General features: G+C 42.9%; 16 protein-coding genes. 6 read left to right on the top strand and 10 right to left on the bottom strand.

The genetic code is table 11. From position 1 onward, the window contains the following. Window positions 1-10: 10 nt before the first annotated feature. From H525_RS0104935 to H525_RS22855, 3 genes are read right to left on the bottom strand one after another with little or no spacing between them, the layout of a single operon-like run. Window positions 11-1,453, bottom strand: a complete 1,443-nt coding sequence (locus H525_RS0104935) for an aldehyde dehydrogenase family protein (RefSeq protein ID WP_027415285.1) — start codon at window positions 1,451-1,453, stop codon at window positions 11-13. A gap of 46 nt (window positions 1,454-1,499) precedes the next feature. After that, the gene (gabT, locus tag H525_RS0104930) at window positions 1,500-2,831 is read right to left on the bottom strand and encodes a 4-aminobutyrate--2-oxoglutarate transaminase (RefSeq protein ID WP_027415284.1); all 1,332 of its coding nucleotides are present in this window, start codon (window positions 2,829-2,831) and stop codon (window positions 1,500-1,502) included. Continuing rightward, the gene (locus H525_RS22855) at window positions 2,828-4,549 is read right to left on the bottom strand and encodes a sigma-54 interaction domain-containing protein (RefSeq protein WP_051330812.1); all 1,722 of its coding nucleotides are present in this window, start codon (window positions 4,547-4,549) and stop codon (window positions 2,828-2,830) included. The genes gabT and H525_RS22855 overlap by 4 nt, the downstream gene beginning before the upstream one ends. A gap of 510 nt (window positions 4,550-5,059) precedes the next feature. Between H525_RS22855 and H525_RS0104920 the strand changes: the two genes are divergently transcribed. The 5 genes from H525_RS0104920 to H525_RS0104905 all read left to right on the top strand — a co-directional run bounded on the left by H525_RS0104920 (window position 5,060) and on the right by H525_RS0104905 (window position 8,310). Then, the gene (locus H525_RS0104920) at window positions 5,060-6,307 is read left to right on the top strand and encodes a CaiB/BaiF CoA transferase family protein (RefSeq protein ID WP_081413231.1); all 1,248 of its coding nucleotides are present in this window, start codon (window positions 5,060-5,062) and stop codon (window positions 6,305-6,307) included. 43 nt (window positions 6,308-6,350) lie between these two features. After that, the gene (locus H525_RS0104915) at window positions 6,351-7,559 is read left to right on the top strand and encodes an acyl-CoA dehydrogenase family protein (protein ID WP_027415282.1); all 1,209 of its coding nucleotides are present in this window, start codon (window positions 6,351-6,353) and stop codon (window positions 7,557-7,559) included. A gap of 114 nt (window positions 7,560-7,673) precedes the next feature. After that, entirely contained in the window at window positions 7,674-7,835 is a 162-nt protein-coding gene (locus H525_RS26985) for a hypothetical protein (protein ID WP_155837139.1), read from the top strand. Between the two features lie 84 nt (window positions 7,836-7,919). Beyond that, entirely contained in the window at window positions 7,920-8,081 is a 162-nt protein-coding gene (locus H525_RS26030) for a transposase (protein ID WP_081413230.1), read from the top strand. A 46-nt stretch (window positions 8,082-8,127) separates the two neighbouring features. Beyond that, the gene (locus H525_RS0104905; RefSeq protein WP_027415281.1) at window positions 8,128-8,310 is read left to right on the top strand and encodes a hypothetical protein; all 183 of its coding nucleotides are present in this window, start codon (window positions 8,128-8,130) and stop codon (window positions 8,308-8,310) included. A 177-nt stretch (window positions 8,311-8,487) separates the two neighbouring features. Here H525_RS0104905 and yunB read toward each other — a convergent pair whose 3' ends face one another. After that, window positions 8,488-9,225, bottom strand: coding sequence for a sporulation protein YunB (yunB, locus tag H525_RS22845; protein ID WP_051330811.1), 738 nt, complete (start codon window positions 9,223-9,225; stop codon window positions 8,488-8,490). Window positions 9,226-9,414: 189 nt separating this feature from the next. Here yunB and H525_RS28915 point away from each other — a divergent pair, with 189 nt between their 5' ends. Next, window positions 9,415-9,546, top strand: coding sequence for a hypothetical protein (locus H525_RS28915; RefSeq protein ID WP_281172573.1), 132 nt, complete (start codon window positions 9,415-9,417; stop codon window positions 9,544-9,546). Between the two features lie 157 nt (window positions 9,547-9,703). Here H525_RS28915 and manA read toward each other — a convergent pair whose 3' ends face one another. The 6 genes from manA to H525_RS0104860 all read right to left on the bottom strand — a co-directional run bounded on the left by manA (window position 9,704) and on the right by H525_RS0104860 (window position 16,035). Beyond that, complete coding sequence (manA, locus tag H525_RS0104890) at window positions 9,704-10,663, bottom strand: mannose-6-phosphate isomerase, class I (RefSeq protein WP_027415280.1); 960 nt, start codon at window positions 10,661-10,663, stop codon at window positions 9,704-9,706. A gap of 122 nt (window positions 10,664-10,785) precedes the next feature. Further along, the gene (locus H525_RS28910; RefSeq protein WP_027415279.1) at window positions 10,786-11,238 is read right to left on the bottom strand and encodes a PTS sugar transporter subunit IIA; all 453 of its coding nucleotides are present in this window, start codon (window positions 11,236-11,238) and stop codon (window positions 10,786-10,788) included. Between the two features lie 20 nt (window positions 11,239-11,258). After that, window positions 11,259-12,653 carry a PTS fructose transporter subunit IIC gene (locus H525_RS0104880; protein WP_027415278.1) on the bottom strand — a complete coding sequence of 465 codons (1,395 nt, stop codon included), beginning with the start codon at window positions 12,651-12,653 and terminating at the stop codon, window positions 11,259-11,261. 141 nt (window positions 12,654-12,794) lie between these two features. Beyond that, entirely contained in the window at window positions 12,795-13,898 is a 1,104-nt protein-coding gene (locus H525_RS0104870; protein ID WP_155837136.1) for a BglG family transcription antiterminator, read from the bottom strand. 11 nt (window positions 13,899-13,909) lie between these two features. Continuing rightward, the gene (locus H525_RS0104865; RefSeq protein ID WP_027415276.1) at window positions 13,910-14,713 is read right to left on the bottom strand and encodes a BglG family transcription antiterminator; all 804 of its coding nucleotides are present in this window, start codon (window positions 14,711-14,713) and stop codon (window positions 13,910-13,912) included. A 410-nt stretch (window positions 14,714-15,123) separates the two neighbouring features. Next, window positions 15,124-16,035 carry an ROK family protein gene (locus H525_RS0104860; RefSeq protein ID WP_035100012.1) on the bottom strand — a complete coding sequence of 304 codons (912 nt, stop codon included), beginning with the start codon at window positions 16,033-16,035 and terminating at the stop codon, window positions 15,124-15,126. Between the last annotated feature and the right edge of the window lie 20 nt (window positions 16,036-16,055).

Genomic DNA, 16,055 nt, shown 5'->3' with positions numbered 1-16,055 from the left:
TATCTGCTTACTACATAGGATCCAGATACACCGTTTTGACCTGAGTGTAGAATTCAATAGCTGTCTTACCCTGTTCACGGGAACCGCTGCTGGAATTCTTACACCCCCCAAAAGGAACCTGCGGCTCTGCGCCTGCTGTTTCCGAATTTACATGGACGATGCCTGATTCAATATCTTCAACAAATCGCTGTACAAGCGTAAAGTTATTGGTACAGATAGCTGCACTCAGGCCAAATTCAGTATCATTAGCCAATTCTACAGCTTCTTCATAGCTGTTCACTTTAAACAATGCAATGACAGGACCAAAAATTTCCTCCCGTGCAATCCGGGCATCACGTGACACGCTATCAAAAATCGCAGGTTGAATATAGTAACCTTGTGCTGTCTCTTCATCTTGAAGCAGATTTCCTCCACATAGGAGATTTGCTTCCTTTTTACCAGCCTCGATCATCGACCAGACCGTATCCCTTTGCGCTTTAGATACGCATGGCCCCATAAAGGTCTCTTTTTCAAGCGGGTTCCCTACTTTAAGCGCCTTTGTACGCTCGATAAGCATGTCTCGGAATTCATCGTAAATTCGGGCTTCAACAATCACACGGCTTGTGGCAGTACACTTTTGACCTGTGGAAGAGAATGCTCCCTTAATCGCTATTTCTACTGCTTTATTTACGTCGGCATCCGCCAGAACAATCAATGGATTTTTACCACCCATCTCTAACTGAACTTTCTTGCCCCTCGCAGTGGCACGTTCCTGAATCTGACACCCAACCGAATTGGACCCTGTAAATGAAATTGCTTTGATATCCGGGTTCTCTACCCATTCCGCACCTACAATTGAACCTCGTCCAAACACACAGTTTACTACTCCTGCCGGTATGCCTGCTTCATGCAAGGCATTTACAACATGATAAACCGATTTGGGTGTACTGTCTGCAGGTTTAATGACCACTGTATTTCCATAAATAAGAGCAGGAGCCATCTTCCATACCGGAATGGCGATGGGGAAGTTCCATGGAGTAATCAAACCGACAGGGCCTACAGGGACTCTGGTTGTATACAGGAACGTTTGTGCATTTGCCGATGGTATTACGTCTCCTAACGGTTGGCGGGCTTCTCCGGCATAGTATTCAAGAATACTGATTGCACGCATCGTTTCTCCGATACCCTCTGCCAGCGTTTTCCCTTCTTCCAATGTTAAATCCCGACCCACTTCCTCTGTCCTTGATTTTAAAATAGCAGCTGCCTTCTGCAAATACGCTGCACGCTGCTGGAAAGAAAGCTTTTTCCATGCAGGAAATGCGGCTTTCGCTGCAGCTGCCGCTTCCCGCGCATCTTCCCTTGAACTTAAGGGAAATTCTCCTAATATCTCTCCGTTGTGCGGATTGATATTTGCTGAATAGTTCGTGGAAGCCGGCTCTTTCCACTGCCCATTAATATAATTTGAATATCGCATGATACCCTCCCTGCGTTTATTTGCCTCTTTTTTTCGTGACAAATGTTTACTGCGTGGCTTTTACAATCGCGTGTTCAAGAATTCCCAATCCTTTGTCAAGCTGTTCGTCTGTAATTACGAGAGGCGGAAGGAAACGAATCACATTGCCGAAAAGACCCGCAGTCAGACCAATTAATCCATTGTTCCAGCATTCTGTAACAATCTGACCAGCCGCTTCCTTCGCAGGTTCTTTTGTTATTGGATCTTTAACAAGTTCAAGTGCCATCATCGCCCCAAGTCCACGAACATCTCCAATGACATGATACTTCTGCTGCCAGCTATGGAAAGCATTTCGCATCCGGTCACCAATTTTCTGCGCGCGCTCTATCAAATTTTCCTCCTCAATTACTTCTAGCACTGCTAATCCTGCTGCACAAGCGACCGGACTTCCTGCAAAAGTCCCCCCAAGCTGTCCACTTCCCGGTACGTCCATTAAATCAGCGCGCCCGGTAATTGCACTGAGTGGCATACCTGCAGCAATCGATTTTGATAGTGTGGTAATATCTGCGGCCACTTCATAGTGCTCCATAGCAAACAGCTTACCGGTACGGGCAAATCCTGTTTGGATTTCATCTGCAATCATAATAATCCCGTACTTGTCACAAATACGGCGAATTCCCTGAACAAAGTCAGCGGAAGGAACAACAAATCCCCCTTCTCCCTGTATTGGCTCTAAAATTATGGCTGCGATATTATCAACCGCTACTTCACCTACGATAAATTGTTCAAACTGATTTAGAATCTGAGCGTCCACCTCTTCCTGTGTCATGTTCTGCGGCGCACGATAGTAGTAAGGATACGGGAGTTTATAAGTTTCCGGAGCGAACGGGCCAAACCCATGCTTGTATGGATTTACTTTACTTGTCAAAGACATCGTCATCAAGGTTCGTCCATGATAGCCACGTTCAAACGAAACAACCGCACTCCGTCCCGTTGCCTTGCGCGCGATTTTCACTGCATTTTCCACCGCTTCTGCTCCACTGTTAGCGAACATTGTTTTCTTCTTAAAATCGCCCGGTGTTTTCTCATTCAGTTTTTCCGCAAGTTCGATATAGCTCTCATACGGCATCACATGAAAACAGCTGTGAATCGAAGCTGCCGCTGATTCTTGTACCGCCTTTACAATTTTCGGATGACAGTGACCGACATTCTGCATGCCAATTCCACCGGCGAAGTCAATGAATTCATTGCCATCGACATCTACAACAACAGCGCCTTTTGCAGATTGTATGTAAAGAGGCGTTACATGATAGGGTCCCTGGGGTACAGCATTCTGACGGCGGGCATGAAGAGCCTCTGATTTTATGCCCGGAAGTGTTTTTATATCGGATGGTGTCATAATTTCTCTTCCCTTCCTGTTCCTAAGTATTTATTCATTTTTCTAACAACAGTCGACTGGTTAACCTTTAAAACTTCGGCACAGCGATACGTATTCTCGTATTTCTTATAGGCCATGGTAATAAGCTGTCGTTCTACTTCTTCAACCGCCTGTTTTAACGGATACAGCTCCTTAATTTTGATCAACGGTGTCAAACGCGGCTGGCCTCTCTGCTCCTCCCATATACTTGATGGAAGATGTTCCGGAAGTATTTCCGCCCCTTCACTCGTAACCATTAATCGCTCCACCATGTTTTCCAGCTCACGCACGTTTCCAGGCCAATCATAGGACTTAAGGATTTCCAATGTGTCCTTATGGAAATATTTAAACAACTTGTATTTTCTCGTAAAATTAGCTAGAAAGTGCTGCACCAATGGCGGAATTTCTTCTTTACGCTCGCGTAAGGGTGGAACAAAAATAGGAATTACATTCAACCGGTAGAATAAATCTTCCCGAAAACGCCCCTGTTTAATTAATTCACGCAAATCCCGGTTAGTAGCTGCAATGACTCTGGTGTTTATGGTTATCTGCTGATTGCTTCCAAGTCTGCGGAACGTATTTTCTTGAAGAAACTGCAGCAGTTTGACTTGTACATTCAATGGCAGTTCGCCAATTTCATCAAGAAATACCGTTCCACCGTCCGAAATTTCAAGTACACCTTTTTTCGTGACGTGCGCTCCTGTAAAAGCTCCTTTTTCATAGCCAAATAATTCGGATTCAATTAAAGTTTCAGGGATTGCTCCGCAGTTTATATGGACAAAATTTTTATCAAGCCGGTGACTTGCACGGTGGAGTTTCTGTGCAATCATTCCTTTTCCGACTCCGGATTCCCCGACGATGAGCACGGTAGAATCAATGAGAGCCATTCGTTCTGCCAGCTGATAAATTTTTCGCATTTCCGAGGAAAGCACGACCATATCGGTCTGGGGCTCCTCATTTGTTTGTCTAAGTTTCTTCAATTCACTGCGATATGCGTCTAAAAGATTTTCTGTTGTCTCCAAACGTTCGCGAAGTAACTCGGCTTCTTCGTATTCACGGGAGTTAAAAATAATCCGGCGAATACTGCCGTCCGGATTAAATACCGGATTTCCAATGACATGGAGCTTCTGCCCACTTGCCGTTATTTGTACCCCTGAAACTCTCGCACGTTTATCAATAATCTCCTGGGTAAAGCTTGGTGTAAAAGCTCCTTCTCCTGCAATTTCAGTTGTTTTTTTGCCTAACATTTGCTTTGCTGAACAATGATATAACTGTTCACTTTTTGACCCGACCCTGAGAATGCGCCCATCCCCGTCGGTTACCAGGATCTCATCAAACGAGGTATCAAAAATATTTTCCAGCTCAAAATACTGATCATCCTGTCGCAGAACAAGAAAATCAACGATATGGATGCCATTTTCTTTGTAGCGCTTCCATTCCCCACGCAGCGCATGCATATGTGATTTTAATTCTGTCTCCCAGTAATCTTCTCCAATTTGACAAAATGATTTGTAGGAGGCGTAAATGAAAGGAAGCACATCGAACAAGGATTTTTCAAAGATTTCGTCTTTCTTATATACAAACCAATTTTCCATCTCCCCTTCCCAACCTACAATCAGGGCATCAGGAGTTACAATTAGCATACCGTATGGCAGTTGGTTCCATAAGATATTACAGTTTGGTACCTCATAAGTACTCATTATTCCACCTACTTTCCGGTCCCTCTGCTTGTTCTCCATTACTTTTTCTACCAAGCAATTACTATGCCAACTAAGGACGCTTTATTTATAGCAAAATACCTGAAAAAGAGGGGGGTAAAATCATGCAAGTTTGCATTTGATCAAATAATAATATATGGAATTTTTATAATCCACATTTTATTTATAATATTTAAATAAAATACTGCATTTTAGCATTAATGAATGCAATAACGCATTAAATTTTCACAAAAGATGAGGATTGATAACTGATTATTAAAAGCGTTTCTCTAAAACGACATATTGACAAAATATTATAGTAAATTATAATAAATATACGAATTGATTAAATTTATAAAGTAAGACTGTTAATGTCTGTCCTTATTTCTTTACCGAAATAAGCTCACAGCCAAAAGGCCAGTCGCATCTTAAGACAGAAAAGATCTGCCTGAGATACGTCTGGCTTTTTTATTTATTATGGGAATTGCAAACGTCACCAGAGGAGGGAAGCACATGGATAATGCGCCACCTAATCAGTTGAGAAACACTCCACATTCTTTATCCTCGTCATTCCGAAAAGGTATATTGGCGGGAGTAAAAGTCATTGATTTAACCCGTGTTTTAGCCGGCCCTTACTGTACAATGATTCTTGGTGATTTGGGTGCGGATGTAATTAAGGTGGAAGCACCCGGAGGCAGCGATGAAACCAGAGAATGGAGACCTCCGGAAAAAGGAGGAGAGAGTGCCTATTATCTTTGTACAAATCGAAACAAACGAGCAATCACCTTGAATTTAAAAAATCCGGTTGCTAGAGACATTTTAAAAGATCTAGTCAAAGATGCGGATGTAGTGATTAGCAACTTTAAGACAGGAACAATGGAAAAATGGGATTTGGGTTATGATGTGTTATCCTCACTAAACCCGCGCTTAATTTATGCCTCTATTAGTGGCTTTGGAAAAACGGGGCCTTATAAAGATTTGCCGGGATACGATTATATTGTCCAGGCAATGGGAGGCATGATGAGTATTACAGGTAATGAGGAAACAGGACCCATGAAAGTAGGTGTTGCCATTGCGGATATAGCAACAGGCCTGTATTCTACAATTGGAATTTTAGCAGCCCTGCATGAACGGGAAAAATCAGGATATGGGCAGAGCATTGACCTTGCTTTATTTGATTCCCAAATCTCCCTTCTGGCTAATGTCGCCAGCAATTACCTTATTTCCGGCACCATTCCAAAGCGCTATGGCAACCAGCACCCTAATATTGTTCCCTATCAAACTTTTGCAGCATCGGATATGGACATGGTTGTGGCAGTAGGAAACGACCAGCAATTTAGTAAGTTATGTGCCCTCCTCAAAAAAGAAGAGTGGAGTACGGATCCACGTTTTAGGACGAATTCCAGCCGTCTGGCACATAGAGAAGAACTGTGCACGCTTCTTCAGAAGGAATTCACAACACGCCCTGCAGCATATTGGCAATCCCTTCTGAATGCTGCCGGTATACCGAATGCGCCCATTTATAATATGGAGCAATTATTCTCTAATCCTCAGGTGGAAGCCAGAGAAATGAAAATAAACGTTCCTCATCCTACGGCAGAAATGGTAGCGCTGGTTGGAAGTCCTCTTAAATTTTCACGAACGCCTATCTCAGTGCAACGCCACCCACCTCTTGCAGGTGAGCATACACGGGAGATTCTTAAAGAACACGGTTTTGAAGAGGAACAAATTGAAGAATGGATCCTCGACGGAATTATTTGAATTAACAAAATATACAGCTCATATCAAGGAGGAAAGAATGATGATGAATTTTTCTTTAACGGAAGAACAGGAAGCGGTAAGAAAAATGGTGCGCAGTTTCGTAGACAAAGAGATTAAACCCTTTATCCAGGAGTGGGATGCTAATCAGCATTTTGAACAAAGCATTATGACACGGCTGGGGGACTTAAATTTAATGGGGGTATGTATTCCCGAAGAATACGGCGGTAGTGGTATGGATTATAACACGCTGGCCATTGTATGTGATGAATTGGAACGCGGGGACACAGCTTTTCGTACAGCAGTATCGGTTCATACAGGTTTAAATAGCATGACTCTGCTTCAGTGGGGCAACGAAGAACAAAAACAAAAATATCTCGTACCCCAGGCAAAAGGGGAAAAGATAGGTGCATTCGGCTTAACTGAACCAAATGCGGGATCCGATGTAGCCGCAATGAAGACCACAGCGGTGCGGGATGGCGACTCATACATTTTAAACGGCCAGAAAACATGGATTTCATTGTGTGATGTGGCCGATCATTTCCTTGTATTTGCCTATACCGATAAAGAGAAGAAACATAACGGTATAAGCTGTTTTATTGTAGAGCGCACCTATAACGGCTTCTCTTCAAAAGCAATTAAAGGAAAGCTAGGTATCCGCGCCGGTAATACGGGGGAAATTTTCTTCGATAACGTTCGCATTCCCGCAGAGAACCGTTTAGGTGAAGAAGGAGAAGGATTTAAAATCGCGATGTCTGCCTTGGATAACGGCCGTTTTACTGTTGCAGCAGGCGCCTGCGGCTTAATTAACGCTTGTTTGGAAGAAAGCTTAAAATACTGCCATGAGCGCAGTACATTTGGCAAAGAAATTGGCAATCATCAACTGGTGCAGCAGATGATTGCCAAAATGGCGGCTAACCTTGAAATCTCCCGTCTGCTCGTATATCGTGCCGGTTGGTTGAAAAATCAGGGAAAGCGAAACACCCGTGAAACATCGCTAGCCAAATGGCAGGCATGTGATGCTGCATTTGAAGCGGCATGCGATGCAGTACAAATTCATGGGGCCTATGGTTACTCAAACGAATACCCCGCGGAGCGGTTTATGCGCAATGCGAAAGCGCCGGTAATTTATGAAGGTACAAGGGAAATTCATACCGTGATGCAAGCGGAATATGCGCTTGGCTATCGGCAAGATAAACCACTTCGGAAAATGTTGCCGGCCTGGCCGTTTTCCGAAGAATTAGTAGAACTATAATTTACTTCATCCAACAAAGGCCTATGTCTGAATAGACCAAAAACTTATATATTGTGTGAATAAAACTTCACCAGCACCAAGCCAAAGATGGAGGCGCTAGCCTTAGCTGCACGTATGCGTATAGGAAAGTTATATATACTCTCCCGTACGCTGAGAAAAACTCGCGGGCGTTGCCGCTCGTCCTTTTTCTGCAGGGTAGCGAAACGGCCGCTTAGTGACCGGAAGGTCGGACCGACAAAACATCCGGGTAACCAGACCAATACCTTAAATGCGTAGAAGAAAAATGGCTTAATCAACGATTGTGTTAGTTAAGCCGTCTAAGTTTTTTTTAAAAATCTTATATGTAAGAGGGGCAGGTTAATGAAAAAGCAGTATTCTTTAGAATTTAAGCGTCAAGTTATTAAACAAGCATTAGAAGCGGACAGCGTAGGCACAATTGCCAGGAAATATCAAATAAACAGCATTACAGTTTGTCGGTGGATTCGTGAATTTAAACAAGGGAAATATGCGTACGTTAAATAGGTGAGTTGGGGAGTAAGAAAAAATCGTTTTCAAAGGGGTGGCACGTATGAGTCTGGATGTATTTAAAAAAAGAATCGATAATGATGAAGATGATAGTTTGTTAGAAGAAGCCCGTATTCTTGTCCGGATATTGGCCGGGGAATTAGATAAAGGAAAAGAAATTGATAAAACGGCTATCAAAGATACGATGGAAAGATTGTTTTACATCTACAATGCGAGAAAGCCATGAAATTTTTTAGAAAAAAATGTAAAAGGGTGATGTATGATAAATCGAATGACTATCGATTTTAATGAAAAATATTAAAGAGCTTGCCTTCGGTATATTCTGTTGCTCATCGTCGGCAAGCCATATTTGTATTCTTTTTATCTTCATGATGACATTTCTTTCATTTCCCCATAAGGTTCGTTAATTCTGTATTTTTGTTGAATTGATTTGCATCGGGGGTACGATATTAGGGACAGAAGCACCAGGAACTTCACTTCCCACTGCCTTCCCATTTCCATCATAATAAAATTGTGGAACATTGCCGACAATCAAAGCGTTTGAAATTGGAATTTCGGATTTAACAACAGCCGGATCGGTTGAAAATGGAATGACAATTTTCACTTTCGCCTGTATGACCACTACAACCGTGATGAGAACCATGTTAATCCCCGCCTCCTGCATCTTGGTGTTCAAATCGACCTGTACGCTGCCATACGGTACCAGTGTAATGGGAATATTGGGACCGGTTTGAGCCAGTAAATTACTGCCGAGAGCCTGCCCAAGCGGAATGGTTTGCGGCATCTGCTCCAATTCTTCTAATGTGTTCGTAACTCTTCCAGTGGTTTCTCCTACTATTCGCGAATACTCATTATAATTAAATAAAGCGGCCTGGATTTTGCCATTCTGGTCTTTTTGAAATTCAACCAATTCTTTAAAATTCGTTCCCTGTACGATTTTTTTGTTAATAGCATCATTAATAGCACGGGTGGCCAACTGCTCGACACGAAAACGGGCAATTTCACGGATGGCAGGCTCTAAATTTCGCTCAATATAATAGAACGTCTGCAGCGTTAAACCCAAAAATACAACAATGGATAAAATAAACATGTATTTGCCGGGAATCGGAGCTTTTGATTTTTTCTTTCCGAATCGCTTCATTCCTCCACCTCCCATGATGCAAATATATGCAGCATCGGACACGGATAGGACTGATACCAATCAAACAAGCCATCTGAACCTCACAGAAAATGAAGACGGAATTTTACTCCCCATAATTAGTCATTTGCTCATACAACCCCTCTTCCTTCTGCATACCTTACTAGTGTACAAAACAAAGGAGGGATTTGTATGGCAGGATTTGCTGGTGGTTTCTGGGCAAATGAAGTTGGGGTCATTCTTGTTCTCTTCATCTTGTTAACGGTTATCGCATGTGGTTGCGGTAGTTTTTATGGAGCTCCCCCAACCGGAGGAAACATCTAATTCTACACCCCAAAAAAAGAGGCTGTCCCATAAGTCATGAAAATGACTAAGGGGCAGCCCCTTTTTTTAACCGAAAAGTGAAAGTAAGTCGGCCGTATCTCCTCCATTAAGCTGACCTTTTAGTTAATCATCATCCCTTTTGTCTAGTGAAAATCATTTAATTCCCTGATGACCGCGAAATAATCATTTTAGCTTTTCCTGCGAGAGTGAATACCCCAAATCCATAGGGAAGAATAAAATGGTCACCTTTTTGGAAACCAAACTGTTTCCGATCTTTTTCGATTTTTCCTTCTCCCTCCAGCACACTGACCAGAAGGTATTTATGTTTTTGCTCCAGTGTCGCTTTTCCTTCCACTTCCCACTTGTAAACGGCAAAATAGTCAGCCTCGACAAACGTAGTCACGCGCAAGCCCCCATTTTGCTCCACCTTTTTTTCAGTTTTTACGTCCTTGTGCGGAACCGTGGTAACAGCAATGGATTTTTCAATATGAAGGTCACGCAGGTTTCCCTGGTCGTCCCGCCTGGCGTAGTCATATACCCGGTAGGTGGTATCGGAGTTCTGCTGGGTTTCTAAAACAAGTGTCCCTTCTTTTAACGCATGAATAGTGCCGCTTGGTACATAGAAGAAATCCCCGGGTTTTATATTGACGGTTCGAAGAAGGCTATCCCATTCACCATGTTCGATTTTCTGTCGCAGTTCATCTGTCGTCCGGGCGGTGTGGCCAAAAATTAATTCCGCATCTTCCTTACAGTCGATAATATACCAACATTCCGTTTTCCCCAATTCCCCGTTTTCATGTTTTTTAGCATAATCGTCGTTGGGGTGTACCTGGACGGATAAGTCATCATTGGCATCCAAGATTTTTGTAAGAAGCGGAAACTTGTCTCCTGATTCATTTCCAAATACCTCCCGATGCTTCTCCCAGAGTTCCCCTAACGTTTTTCCTTGATACGCACCGTTTTTTATGGTGCTTTGCCCATGCGGATGGGCGGAAATCGCCCAGCATTCCCCTGTTTTTGCGGATGGAAGCTGATAGCCAAATTTTTTTTGCAGCGCGTCACCTCCCCAGATTTTTTCTTTAAAAACAGGTTGTAAAAACAAAGGTTCTTTTTCCATTTTCCGCACCCTTCTCTCCTATAAATTCTCAGGTGACCCATGGAGGAAAGTATATGTTGCTTTAACACTGTAAAGCAACATATACTTTCTTTAACGGCAAAAAAGGCACCCGCCCTTTTTGTTTAAATCGTATCTAACAGTTTCATTACATCATCTTTTGACGGAGCCCGTAAAAGAGACTCTCTAAATTCATTATCAATTAGTTTTCGAGACAAAAGTTGAAGAATTTTCAAGTGTTCATCTCCCGCATTCTTTTCGGGAACGGCAATCATGAAGAAAAGCGTTGCGTCCTCTCCATCCAGGCTATCCCAGTCGACTCCGGCAGTCTTTTTGCCAAAAACAACCGCCGTCTCTTTTACCGCATCTGTTTTTCCGTGCGGGATGGCAATGCCAAAGCCGACGCCTGTACTTCCCTGCGCTTCCCTTTCATCCACAGCCTTTTTGAACGCTTGTTTATCGTTGAGCAGGCCGTTTTGATCGAGCATTCCAATCAGTTCGTTTAGTATCTCTTGTTTTGTGCTTCCATCCAATTTTAATTTTATCAGGTTTTCGTGTAAGAGGGATGTCAGTTTCATAAAATGTTATCCTCCTTATGTTACGCGATATCTTTCTTTAGTGCATTAGCCATAACCGCGGTTACAAGAACACCCGCAATAATAGCAACAAAGAACATAGGAACATTGTCTACCGCTTTCAGAACCGCTACAACAGGCCCGCCATGTGGAACATGGTCTGTTACTCCACTAAGCATGGCAATCACAGCACCGACCATGGCACCAACCATATTCGATGGAATCACGCGAAGCGGGTCTTTAGCAGCGAACGGAATCGCACCTTCTGTAATTCCGACAAGCCCCATAGCAAGAGCAGCTTTTCCAGCTTCCCGTTCTTCTTTTTCATATTTTTTCTTATTAAGCAGGGTAGCTAATCCCATTCCAAGAGGAGGAACGCAAATCGCTACAGCAATGGGCCCCATGATATAAACATTACCCGAAGCAATCATCGCAGAACCAAACAGAAATGCCACTTTGTTCACAGGTCCGCCCATATCAAATGCAATCATTCCACCCAGGATAAGAGCAAGGAGAACTTTACTTGTACCCTGCATGCCAGCTAACCATGTTGTTAATCCGCTAAATATCGATGCCACAGGATGGCCAATAATGAAGATAAATGCCAAAGCTACTACAAGAGAAGAAAGCAACGGAATAATCAGGATTGGCATAATCGGTTGAATCATTTTTGGAACATTCCACGATTTAATCCACTTCGCAACATACCCTGCGATAAATCCGGCAATAATCCCGCCTAAGAATCCAGCGTTCGCCTGACTGCCATAAAACTCGCCGTGCGTAGCAATCCAGCCGCCAACCATACCGGGAGCAAGGCCTGGACGATCCGCGATACTCATCGCGATGAAGCCTGCCAGTATCGGAACCATAAAGCCGAAAGCGGATGCCCCGACATTAGAAATCGTGTTCCAAATCGATGAAGGGTCAATTTTCAAGCCCTGCAGCGTTGGATGACCTCCGATAGCAAGGGATAAGGCAATTAAAATCCCACCAATGACCACAAACGGAATCATGTAGGATACGCCGTTCATCAAGTGGCGGTAAACCGGATTTTGTTTCGATTTTCTTTCCTGCTTGACTTCTTCAATGCTTCTTAACTTCTCACCGTATACAGGCGCATCACCCTGTTGAAAGCGGGCAATCAGCTCATCCGGTTTTTTTATCGCGTCGGATACAGCAACCTCAATTAGTTTTTTGCCTTTAAAGCGGCTTTTATCCACCGCTTTATCGGCCGCAATGATAACCCCGTCCGCAGCAGCTATTTCTTCATCGGTCAATTCATTTTCAACCCCAATAGAACCTTGTGTTTCAACCTTCATTTCAACGCCCATTTTTTCTGCTGTCTTCTGCAATTTTTCTGCAGCCATATACGTATGAGCAATTCCGTTTGGACAGGCCGTAATCCCTAATAGTTTCATTGATTTTCACCCCTTATAAATTTGAAAACGTTTTCTATATCTATATTATCGCGCTAAAAAAATCGAAATAAGTGTAAATTTTTTACCGTATCTTCCGGTAAAAAAAAATTAATATAAAGAAAAACGCCCTGTTGCAGGGCGTTAAAACATTTCATAGATATCTTCTATTGTTGTTTTTTTCTTTACTTCTTCCAGAAAATTGTCCTGGTCCATCAACTGATTCATCTCTTGAAAGAGGTACTTATTCCTCTCTTTTTCCTCTTTCTTTAACGCCAACATGAATAGAAGCCAAACCATTCCCTCCCCCCATTGAACCGGCGTTTTCAACCGGGCGCAGGCGATTCCGGTGGAATACACCCATTCAGGATTTCCATGGGGAATGGCGATTCCTGAGCCAATATACGTAGAAGATATTTTTTCCCTTTGTTTAACGCTTTCTATATATCCCGGAGCGACGATTCCTTTTTGAACCAGTTTATCCGCCATAACTGCTAGTAAATCCTCGACGTTTTCTCCATCCCAGTTAAGAAAAAATAATTCTTTATCCAAACATTCCTTTAGGAAAGGAAACGTGTTTTTCTTATAGGGGTTTTGTAATTCGGCAACAAAGTCCTCCAATTTCTTTTCTTCACTTTCGGATAAAAGAGGATTTATCACAATAGAAGGGCATTCAATTTTTTCAATGGGCACCGTACTAATTACAAAATCCGGTTTTCTTTCCCGAATCATTTTGTGGCTCTCAGCCTCAGAGACAACATCAATCACTTCAATCGAGTCAAATTTACGCTGGACTTTCGCCTGCAAAAGTTGAGACATGCCGATCCCCATGGTGCAGACTATAATCGCTTTTTTAGCATGGGAAAGCGCTTTTTTCCTTTCAAGAGCCGACTGAAAGTGCAGGACAATGTAGGCAATTTCCTCTTCGGGAATCGCTATTCCTGTTTCTTCTTCCAACAAAGGAAGTATGGAAAGAATCATTTCGAATGTGTACCTGTACATTCGTTTAATCTCTTCTGTCATAGGATTAAACAAAGTGAGACCATTCCTTAACCGATACAGAGAAGAATGAAGGTGTACGGATAGATTCACAAACAATTCTTCATCTTTTTCCAATGACTCTCCCATTATGTCAGATAGATATGAAATTAACTTGCCGGAAAATTGTAAAGCAGCAGGATCCACATGGGAAAGAAGGAACCCATGTTCTTTCCCATGTTCATCAGGCAACCGAAGCTTCGCTCCCAATAAATGGTGAATCAGGTAGGCAATTTCTGACCGGGGGAAAACGACAGAAAATGAACGCTCAAGTTCCTTGATAGCCGTCTCAATAAAAACGCTTTCTTTTTTTTCAATAATCTTTGAATCTCTTCCGGTTTCATTTGAATCTTTTTTCCCTGCTTCATCCGCTTTATCGAAATTAGAATATGAAAGACTAAATTTTTCCTGGATTCGTCTGTAAAAGAGAAAGGCCATTCTGTTTCCAGACGGTTTATCACCTCTTTGACAAGAGCTTGTTCAAAGGGTTCAAACCATCTGCTGTTATCCTGCCCTTGAGAAAAATGCCGAGTCATACTAAGCAGGGCCGTTCGCCAATTTTCTTCTTCCCCTTCAATTTTGACACCCAGATTTTGTTTTCGAACCAACCGTAATCCGAACAGTTCAAGCCACTTTTCAACCTTTACCAAATCATCACGAATGAGAACTTTATTGGTATAAAGTTCATCCGCAAGCTCCTGAATGGTATAAGTCTCCGCACCTTCCAGAAGAAGTTTGAGCAGTTCATATTTTCGTCCCCCTTCCCTGCTTTTTTGTTTGTTGGTTTTAATCATTTCCAGAAGCTGCTGTTTTTTTATTTCTTCTCCCTCAAGCCAAACCCCCAGACTTGGCTTGCGTATAATCGTCACTTGAGGTGAATGTACTTTCAACCACTCATCTAAAAATTTCAAATCGTTGCGGATCGTTTTCTCCGAACAACGTAATTCTTTTCTTACTTCTTCAATCGAATAATGGCGCGATTCTGCTGCTAACACTGCTACTAATTTTCTTTGACGCTCATTCATATCATCACCTGACTAATCATCCACCTGGTTATTTACGTATTACGTACAAATAAAAGCGCCCACCTTCCAAATCAAGCAGGTTTACTTAACAATCATACATTACTATAATCCCAACTTTTCCTCCACTATGATTTTTTGAGCACTCCAATGATAAGCCACGAAAGTTTCCTCCTGAAATCACCCTGCCGTTATCCGAAAAAATCAGCGGAGCATCCGTTACGTTTTCGCTAGCTCATAATCTGCTGAAGAAGGCTGCAGTAGATCAAAATCTAAGAGCAGTCAGGCGAGGATGACCCGCTACCCGACTGCTCTTTTTAATAAATGGACCAAAGATTAATGAACGTGGGGCTGCCCTCCAGTTGAAAAACTACTTATGGAACAGCCCCTCCTCACGAAAGAAAAGCGGACTTTTATTCAGGTAAAAGTCCGGCACCAATGACCCCCGCTTTCGTTCCTAATTTGGCGGGTTCAATCTTTAGAAACGGCTGTAAGCTTGGATAAAGATATTCCGTGGTTTTCTCTCTGATAATAGGCAGGATGAATTCTTTAGATTTCATCACACCTCCGCCCAGTACGACCAGCGACGGATTCAACACATGGATAAGGTTTGCGATTCCCATTGCAAGATAGGTCATCGCTTCGTCAATGATTTTTTCTGCTTCCTTATGTCCATTCTTCGCCATTTGAAAAACGCCGGCTGCATCCACTTCAGTTCCGAGTCGTTTGCTGCCTTCCCGGGCAATGGCTGTCCCTGATGCCACCGCTTCTAAAGCTCCTGCGTTCAGATTCGATTGTTTCGGTCCGCCGGGTAGAATAATCATATTGCCTATTTCGCCCGCGTTCCCCTGTTCCCCCATAACTAACTTGCCATCAACCACAATGCCAGCCCCGATTCCGGTACTTACCGTGATATAAAGAACACTTTTATACCCAATACCCGCACCGGAAATAGCCTCAGCGAGCGCAGCCGCGTTGGCATCATTATTCAAAACAACAGGGACAGCAAATTCCCTTTCAATTAAAGACGTTAGCGGTACATGGTTCCACCCAGAAAGATTTGGGGGATCAAGGATAACCCCTTTAAAAGGATCAAGCGGCCCCGGTGCTCCAATTCCGATTCCCCTAATGGTATGTTCGGATTTTACCTGTTTAATCATTTCAATGATGTGGGCAATGACGTAATCCGGTCCCTGATTCGCCTCCGTTTTCGCATGTATCTCCCGAATAATCGTTCCATTTCCATCAATAAGCGCTATCCGAACGTTTGTACCTCCCAGATCAACCCCGATTGACAATAGAGTTCCATGATTTCGATCAATCATAACAGCCATTCTCCTTTGGA

It is taken from the genome of Aneurinibacillus terranovensis DSM 18919 (genome assembly GCF_000430625.1).
GTDB lineage: Bacteria > Bacillota > Bacilli > Aneurinibacillales > Aneurinibacillaceae > Aneurinibacillus_B > Aneurinibacillus_B terranovensis.
This window is presented reverse-complemented; position numbering and strand designations above follow the sequence as displayed.